The 9,243-nt window shown below is 33.6% G+C and carries 6 protein-coding genes and 2 pseudogenes; 5 read left to right on the top strand and 3 right to left on the bottom strand.

The annotated features are described in order from the left end of the window. Positions 1-544 precede the first annotated feature (544 nt). Positions 545-1,369 (top strand): annotated as a pseudogene (locus tag ABUA27_RS10895) (YwqG family protein). Here ABUA27_RS10895 and map read toward each other — a convergent pair. Then, positions 1,370-2,227: a type I methionyl aminopeptidase gene (gene map / locus ABUA27_RS10890; RefSeq protein ID WP_040390289.1), complete on the bottom strand. Its 858-nt coding sequence runs from the start codon at positions 2,225-2,227 to the stop codon at positions 1,370-1,372. It abuts the pseudogene before it with no gap. Between the two features lie 318 nt (positions 2,228-2,545). Further along, positions 2,546-3,685 carry an RNA-guided endonuclease TnpB family protein gene (locus ABUA27_RS10885; RefSeq protein WP_349820703.1) on the bottom strand — a complete coding sequence of 380 codons (1,140 nt, stop codon included), beginning with the start codon at positions 3,683-3,685 and terminating at the stop codon, positions 2,546-2,548. 78 nt (positions 3,686-3,763) lie between these two features. Between ABUA27_RS10885 and tnpA the strand changes: the two are divergent. From tnpA to ABUA27_RS10865, 4 genes and pseudogenes are all read left to right on the top strand, one after another. Beyond that, positions 3,764-4,165: pseudogene (gene tnpA, locus ABUA27_RS10880) on the top strand (IS200/IS605 family transposase). Positions 4,166-4,243: 78 nt separating this feature from the next. Then, positions 4,244-4,903: an EFR1 family ferrodoxin gene (locus ABUA27_RS10875; RefSeq protein ID WP_287846720.1), complete on the top strand. Its 660-nt coding sequence runs from the start codon at positions 4,244-4,246 to the stop codon at positions 4,901-4,903. Positions 4,904-4,977: 74 nt separating this feature from the next. After that, a complete protein-coding gene (locus ABUA27_RS10870; protein ID WP_238634490.1) occupies positions 4,978-5,940 on the top strand; it encodes an AAA family ATPase in 963 nt (320 codons plus the stop codon). A gap of 70 nt (positions 5,941-6,010) precedes the next feature. After that, positions 6,011-6,610 (top strand): PD-(D/E)XK nuclease domain-containing protein, encoded by a 600-nt coding sequence (locus ABUA27_RS10865; RefSeq protein WP_330041699.1) that lies wholly within the window; start codon positions 6,011-6,013, stop codon positions 6,608-6,610. Between the two features lie 76 nt (positions 6,611-6,686). Here ABUA27_RS10865 and ABUA27_RS10860 read toward each other — a convergent pair whose 3' ends face one another. Continuing rightward, positions 6,687-9,134 carry an excinuclease ABC subunit UvrA gene (locus ABUA27_RS10860; protein WP_288835380.1) on the bottom strand — a complete coding sequence of 816 codons (2,448 nt, stop codon included), beginning with the start codon at positions 9,132-9,134 and terminating at the stop codon, positions 6,687-6,689. Positions 9,135-9,243: the final 109 nt, after the last annotated feature.

The following is a 9,243-nucleotide window of genomic DNA, read 5'->3' as shown; positions in this document are numbered from 1 at the left end:
ACAAATAGTCTATATCCTGAATATTTCTGCTCCACACTTCTCTTAAATCGTTACCTGTAGATTATGGGTATTCAAAAAGTTTTATTATCTGTCATTAAGTTTTTATTGTAAGGATAAAAGTGAAACTGAGTTATATCCTCTTTTATTAGAAAATGTAATAAGAAAATATTCAGGTGAAATGATCATAAAGACAAATAATGATAAAACATATTGTGATATTCTTTTAAAAAAGAAAAAAGGATAAAATGCATTAACCTACATTTTATCCTTTATCTACAGAAGCAGTCTTTTTCGTTATGCTTTAAATAGTTTTTGTTTAATCCTTTTTAATAGCTTCATACCTACTAAACATGAAAAGAATTCAGTAATAGGAAAAGCCCACCAGATCAGTGTTATACTCATCTGTCCATTTCTTACTAGTAGAGAGAATATATAAGCAAGAGGTAGGATAATAATCATTTGTCTTAATAATGAAATAATAAGTCAAATGAAAATTAAGTGTAAAGATAAGGGAGATAAACTATAATTGAAGTAGGTGATTACTATGTTTAATACGATGAAATATGCAAGAAAAATAAGACAATATGCAAAAAATGAAATATATCTTCAATATAAAGAAAAAAAGCCTGATAAGTACTTTAGTAAGCTGGGAGGTAAACCACTTGTACCTAAAGACTTTGCATGGCCTTATTATACAGGAGAAGACTTTGATGGTATCGTAGAAGAAAGACCCTTAACACTTGTTGCTTCTATTAATCTAGAAGAAGCTTCTTTTTTTGACGTGGATCATTTACTTCCATCCAAAGGATTGTTATTGTTCTTCTATGATTTGCATACAATGCCAGCAGGACTAGAAGCAAAAGATCAAGGATGTGCAAGAGTCTATTATTTTCCTAATCTAAGTATTTTAGAAGAAAGAGACTAACCAAAAGACTTAGATGAAGAATTCATTATTCCTGAACTCTCATTAAACTTATCACAACAATTGAGCTTTCCAACATACTGCGAAATAGATGGACTGGATGAAAAGAACTATCAAAAGATATGTAGAAAATATAACCCATATTTCCTTAAAGAAAATAACTTCAAGTTACTAGGTTATCCGGATATTATCCAAGATGAAATGGAAGGTGATTGTGAAACAATCTATCAGGGATATGACAATTCTTATACAACTACATTAGTGGATCAAAAGAAAATACAAGCCCACAAGCATGAATGGATTCTCTTATTCCAATGCAGTTCTATCTGTACAAAAGAGACAGATATCATGTTTGGGGATTTTGGTTCTATCTATTATTGGATCAAAAAAGAAGACCTTAAAAATAAGGACTTCTCTCATATCTGGTTAATATTACAATGTTTCTAACTATTTAGAAATAATTTCTACACCATCTTCTGTCACAAGAAGAGTATGTTCCCATTGTGCTGATAGTTTTCCATCATCTGTATAAACAGTCCAGTCATTATCAGTACCTAGATGGATATGACGTGTTCCCTGGTTAATCATTGGTTCAATAGTAAATACCATTCCAGGAACTATTAATACAGTCTTTTCTTTTGGTGTATAATGATATACATAAGGATCCTCATGCATGGCTTTTCCAATACCATGACCACAGAACTCTTCTACAACACTATAGCCATTGGCGTGGGCATGCTTTTCAATTGCTGTACCAATATCAGCAATAGTACTTTCCCAAGGCTTTACAGCCTTCATACCTTCTTCAAGACATTCTTTAGTCACTTTTACTAGACGCTGTGCTTCTTCTGATACATGACCTAGCATAAACATTCTTGAAGCATCTGCATAATAGCCATTTACTCCAGTTGTAGCATCCACATTAATGATATCTCCATCCTGAAGTACATAATCTCCAGGAATACCATGACATACTTCATCATTGACAGAAGTACAGATACTCTTAGGATACCCTTCATAGTTTAAATCTGCAGAATAACCTCCATGACTTGAAGTATAAGCTACAGCCATATCATCAATATCCTGTGTTGTCATACCAATTTGAATATGTTCTTCAATATAATCTAATAATCCATTATTGACTACAGCCGCTCTTTTAATAGCTTCAATCTGTTTCTCATTCTTAATCATTTTATGATTAGGAATAAGATAACCATGTTTTTTATATTGTTTAAGCTTTTTATCAAAAGCTTCATGACAATCATGATAGTCTAACTGACTACCACACCAGCATTTTCTTTTCATTGCATTACCTTCTTTCTTTACAAAGTATACACCATTTTTTAAAAAATTACATTGAAAGTTAGTTGTATATAACTAGGAGTACACAAATGATTTATTATTTTACAGGAACAGGCAATAGTCGATATATTGCAAGAGAACTACATCAACAATTAAATGAAGATTATATAAGTGTCAACTACCCACGACCTAAAGGTCATGGGCTTGTAACTGCCCAGTCGTACTAACGGTTTACACCTCCGACCTTTAACCCCAATAGATATTGCTATCTAAAGTGGCGTTACATCATAGGGTGGTTGACAGCACCCTTTGCAGCAGAGTTTACTCTGTTACAACTGTATTAGGTACTTGGCTATCTGCAAGATAGTTTATTCCCATACGATACAGATTCATAGCTCCAATGCGGTCATCATTAGATTTATAACCACATTTTTTGCAAGTAAACAGATGTATCTTCTTATTGCGGTTAGACTTTTCAACATGTCCACAGCAAGGGCAGCACTGACTTGTATAGCGAGGGTCTACCTTAATAACAGAAGACTGATTCTGTTTTGCTTTGTAGATTAGTTTCTGCTCAAGGTCATAGAAAGACCATGATACAGAAACATAACGATATTTTGTTTTAACACGTTCTGTAGCATTACGAATACCTGACAAATCTTCCAATACAAAGAGAGTGTGCTTTGGGTTGCTTTCAACGAGTGCCTTCGATACCTGATGGTTAATATCCTGCATCCAACGGTTTTCTCGCTGGCCGATAGCTTTCAGTCTTCGTCTTGAGGATGGCGTATGTCGCATCTGGAGTTCCTTACGAAGCTTGGAATAGTTAGCACGTTTCTGTTTAATAGCTTTACCGCTAACAAATCCAGACTTATGTTTGCTGTCATAAGTTGCAACAACAAAGTTAATACCTCTGTCGATACCTACAACGTTACAGATGTCAGTAATATTACTTTCTTCAACCTCATAGGTAACTGGTATATGCAGATAGTATTTACCATGCTTATTTACAAGTCTGGCAGTACCAAACTTATAAATCGTATGATTGAAATACTTAGACATTCCATCTGAAAAATAAGACAACTTCACACGACCATTAAGAGTATTGATTGAAAAACAGTTTTGAGTTAAGGAATAATCTCTGTTCCAAACCAAATCATACTGAGGCTTTTTGAACGATGGTTTAATCCACTCATTCTGATTTTCAAGAATGGTCTTATATCTGGCGATAACAGTCTTCAGAACAGACTGCGCCATCTGCGATTTAAGGTTAAACTTTTCTCGTAAAGTAGAATACAAAGCCTTATTAAGTGAAAACTGCTTTAAGTCATGAGTGCGGAATACATAGTCTGAAACATAATTGCAGGCATTACGATAAACAGACATAGTTTCATCAAGCAAAACCTTATCTGCTTCAGCTGCGATTATTTGAATTTTGGCTGTAATAGTCATCTGTTCCATAGATGCACTCCTTTCATAGATATTTCACTATATATTATATCTAATTTATAGAGAAATATCTATATTTTGAGGTGAACTGTGGATAGTAGATATAATCGTCATAACAGACGAAAATACAGCCTGAAAGTACATATAGTTCTAGTAACCAAATACCGTAAACAATTACTCAACGATTCTATCGCCGATGATGCTAAACAAGAGATTCTCCATATAACTAATACTCGCGCTACGAAATTATTGCGATAGAAACTGACAAAGACCATATACATTTCTTATTAAGTTACGGTACAGCAGATAGAGTTTGCGATATTGTCAAAATTGTAAAGCAGGAAACAACATACTACTTATGGCAAAAGTATAGTTCAGTCTTATCAAGACAGTATTGGGAGGAAAAAAATTTGTCCATATGGTTATTTTGCTTGCAGCATTGGAGAAGTGTCATCAGCAACTATACAAAAATATATTGAAAGTCAGGGATAATAAATAACGATTTACGAGGCTCCTCTCACCGCCTAAAGGCAGTGGGTTTCCGCCTATGACAAACAAAAGGATTTATTTATGAATACACTTATTAGAAATAATGACCATAGCTTACAGAATATCCAAGGAACATTGGTATTTGTCGTACCTACTTATGCCTGGAGAATACCTCGTATTGTCGAAGAATGGATTCGTTTGACAGCTTTTAAGGATGTTGAAGAAGTTTATTTTGTGATGGATTGTGGGGGAAATATAGGCAATGCAGGTTATTATAATAGAAAACTATGTGAGAAGAAGGGGTTCAACTATAGAGGTACAATGGAAATCATTATGCCAGAAAACTATCTCGCAATGTTTGATACACCAGAAGATGAGGAAGCCAAAAAGACTATTAAACAGGCAGTTCCTGTTATTAAACAAGCAGTTTCCTATATCCATCAGCATTTACCTTTTCCTGGTATGTCATTACAATTGAAAGACAAGTTCCAATCTTCTATTGTGAATACAGTTTTCTATCCACTTTTTGTGAAAGCAGATGCTTTCTATAGTACGGATGAATGTATTGGATGTGGATTATGTGAGAAATTATGTCCATTAAAAAATATCCAAATAAAAGATCATCGTCCTGTATGGGGTAAGGAATGTACGCATTGTATGGCATGTATTGCGAAATGTCCTAAAAAGGCGATAGAATATGGAAAGAAAAGCAGGGGAAAGAATAGATATTATATTGACTAGGTACAACTTGATAGTTTATCGCTTATTCAACAAGATAGTTATGGTATAATAATAGAAAAGAAAGGAGTGTCCATATGAGAAAAGCTATACCTTTAGGAGTAGTAGATTATGAAACTTTAAAGAATCAGAATTATTTTTTTATCGATAAAAGTATGATGATTTATGATTTTTTAATGAGAAAAAGTACTGTCACTCTTATTACTCGACCTAGAAGGTTTGGAAAAACAATCAATATGTCAATGATGTCTTCATTCTTTGATATTACTAAAGATTCTAAAGAAATATTCAAAGATACAAAAATTGTTGAAACAGAGTATATATCAGAAATGAATCAATATCCTACAATCTTCATTTCGTTTGCGAATGCGAAGAATGATAAATGGAATGTTGTAAAGGAAATTAAATTACAACTGCGTAAAGAATATGATCGATATGCTCATGTATTTGAACAAAAAATGACTGTATTTGAACAAAACGAATATGAATCTCTTGTACAAGGGTTAATGACAAAAAATGATGGGATTCTAGATAATATTATCGATGCACTTTCTTTTTTGATGGAACGATTAGAGAAATATTACCACAAAAAAGTAATGGTATTCATAGATGAATATGACACACCTTTTATTGAAGCCCATGTTGGAGGATATTATGAAGAGTTGCGAGGGGGATTATCTTCTCTGCTTCATAATGCATTAAAGACATCTACGAGTCTACATTATGCAATGATGACTGGTATTCAAAGAGTTGCGAAAGAGAACATCTTCAGCGATTTGAATAATTTGGTTGTATGTACAGTAAAAGATCCAGAATATTCTAAATACTTTGGCTTTACAGAAGAAGAAACGAAGCAAACATTAGAATATTATGATTTATCATTCAATGATGAAGTGAAATCTATGTATGATGGATATCATTTTGGAGAACATGATATCTATAATCCATGGTCTATCTTGAATTATGCTTCTAGAAAAGTATTAGAGCCTTATTGGGTGAATACGAGCAGTAATACAATGATTAAAAAAAGCAATATCTAGCAGTGATGAAGCTTTTGAGAGAGGCTATGAGGAGCTTATTCGAAATGGTAAACTCGAAACCACTGTAAAAATGGATACGAGCTTTTTTGAAGTAAACAATACAGAAAACTTGTGGGGTCTTTTGGTTAATGCTGGATATCTAACATTACATAAAACAATATCTATTCAAGATAGTTTATATATCATAAAAATTCCTAATCAAGAAGTTCAATTGGAATTTAGAAAGCTTACAGCCTATCATTTGAAAGCGACTGAAACAGATTTGACAGTACTATTTAATTCATTAAAACGTTGCAAAAAAGAAGATTTTGAAGACAGATATCGAAAGATTTTACTCACATTACCTTCTTATCATGATTTGAAAGATGAAAATAGTTATCACATGATGTTGCTTGGAATGTGTGCCTGGCTTTCTAATGAGTATGAAGTAATCAGTAATCGAGAAGTAGGAAAGGGAAGATGTGATATCATACTAAAATCCAAGAAAAATCAAATATCATATATTCTAGAATTTAAATATACAAATGATAGTTCAGTTGATTTGAAACAACTCGCAAAATCAGCAATAGATCAAATTAACAGTAGAAGATATAATAGTGAATTAAGTGGAACAGTGATTCGCATAGGACTAGCACATTATCAAAAAAATGTAGAAATTGAATGGCAATAAGAATATCGGATATTATTTCTGATATTCTTTTTTCTATGAAAAAGAGCTGTAACGCTCAAGTATTCGTTACAGCTTTTCACAAGTATTTTCCAATTTTACTATTCTTATTCTGCTTAATTTCTTCGACAGTTCCCGTCGCAATAATCTCTCCACCAAGTTGACCGCCCTCAGGACCCATATCAATAATGTAATCAGAATTTCTAATAACATCTAAGTCATGTTCAATCACAATAATAGTCGCTTTTTGATTAATTAATGTATCAAATACACGAAGTAGTGTTTCTACATCTAATGGATGTAATCCAATAGAAGGTTCATCAAAGATAAAGATGCTTCCATCTTGTACTTTTCCTATTTCTGATGCCAGTTTTAATCTTTGTGCTTCTCCACCAGATAAGGCAGGTGTTGCTTCACCAAGAGTCAAATAACCAATTCCTAAATCTACTAGAACCTGTAGTTTCTCTTTAATCTTCTTACTTTCTTTAAATACATCTAAAGCTTCTAAGATAGTAAGAGACATCACATCCTTAATAGAATAACCATGGTACATTATAGAATCCACATCATTGCTGTAACGTGTTCCATCACAATGTTCACAAGTCGTTTCTATATCTGGAAGAAACTGTATATCCATAGAAATAGTACCAGTACCTTCACATACAGGACATCTTAACTTACCTGTATTATAAGAAAAATCACCTGCACTATATTGATCACTTAATCTTCCATACAACCTTCTTAAATGATCAAATACACCAGAATAAGTTGCGACAGTACTTCTGACATTATTTCCAATAGGGGACGCATCAATCAAATCAACCTTATTGACCCATGATGCATCCAATTCTTTTATATGTTGAGGAAGTACTTCATGATTTAATGAAGCCTTTATGGCAGGATATAACGATTCAAGAATCAATGTTGTCTTACCACTTCCAGACATACCAGTAATTGTAGTAAGAACTCCTTTAGGAATAGAAATATCCAGTGGTTTGACAGTATGTATTGTATCTGTCTTAAGTCTTAAAAAGCCCTCATTAAAAATCTCTTTCTTATTTCTTACAAGAGTTTGATGTAAATCATTGAGATAAGGTCCAATGATAGAATTCTTATCCTGAATGATTTCATCAATAGTACCCTGACTGATTATAGAACCACCATTTTTACCTGCTTCAGGCCCTATTTCAATCATATAATCCGCTTCCTTAAGAATTCTTGTATCATGATCGACCAAAACAATAGAGTTCCCATCCTTAATCAACTCTTTCATAATCGCAATCAAGCCATCTACATTGGCTGGATGTAATCCAATAGAAGGTTCATCAAGAACATAAAGAACACCTGTCGTTCTATTTTTTACAGTACGTGCAAGCTGTACTCTTTGTAGTTCACCTGTTGATAATGTAGAAGAAGCACGATCAAGAGTCAGATAACCGAGTCCTAAAGATAGCAATGCATTCGCATTAATCATGAATTCTTCAAGAATTGTAGAACCCATTTCTTTCACATCATCATTAAGGGTATTGATTACCTGTGGAAGCCATGCAGCTAAATCCTTTAAACTCATCGCACATACTTCAGTTAAAGTCTTATCACCTAGTAATGTAGAATTTGCACGTGTATTAATACGAGAGCCATGACAAGTCGGGCATGGCTCTTCCTTAAGGAATTTACTAACACGCTTCATATTCTTTTCATTCTTGACCTTCTTTAATGCATTCAAGACAGTTGCTTTGGCACTATAGTAAGTAAAATCTAATTCTCCTGCTTCCACGCTCTCTTTATTCTTAGGACGATAGAAAATATGTTTTTTTACCATTGGTCCATCATATACAATATGCTTCTCTTCTTCTGTTAATTCTTCAAAAGGAACATCAGTACGCACACCCATTGCACGACAGACATCTTTCATTAATGACCACATGAGTGTATTCCATGGCGCTACAGCCCCTTCATCAATAGTTAGATGAGGATCAGGAATCAAAGCATCAATATTAATTGTCTGTACAATACCAGTGCCCTGACAATCAGGACATGCGCCTTGTGAATTAAAGGCATACTCCTGAGCACTTAAGCCATTAAATCTTTCACGGCAGATTGGGCACTCAATCATTTCACCTCTTGCTACATTTATACTCGCAGGCACTCTATGCCCGTTAGGACATAAATAATCTCCACAACGTGAAAATAATAAGCGAATAGAATTCAATAATTCTGTCTGTGTTCCAAAGGTAGAACGAATGCCAGGTATATTAGGTCTTTGATGTAATGCTAGAGTACTAGGAACATATCTAATAGAATCTACTTTGGCTTTTTCTCCTTGAGAGATTCGTCTTCTTGTATAAGTAGATAATGCTTCTAGATATCTTCTAGAACCTTCAGCATAGATGACTCCTAATGCTAAAGAAGACTTACCACTCCCTGATACACCAGAAATAGCTACAATCTTATTTAAAGGAATATCAACGTCGATATTTTTTAAATTATGAACCTTTGCGCCTCTTATTTCCATATGATCAATCATACAAAATCCTGCCACTCAAAATGTGATTAAACATACTCACATCGAGATAATGTAAGTTCTCACGAACATTACTTACTATGTCATCGTGTATGCTTTGGATTGACCGAAA

The sequence above is a fragment of the Catenibacterium sp. RTP21428st1_D7_RTP21428_210409 genome, from assembly GCF_040227455.1.
Classification (GTDB): Bacteria; Bacillota_I; Bacilli_A; order Erysipelotrichales; family Coprobacillaceae; genus Catenibacterium; species Catenibacterium mitsuoka_A.
Note: the sequence above shows the minus strand (reverse complement) of the source record. Positions and strands in the feature narration are given on the sequence as shown.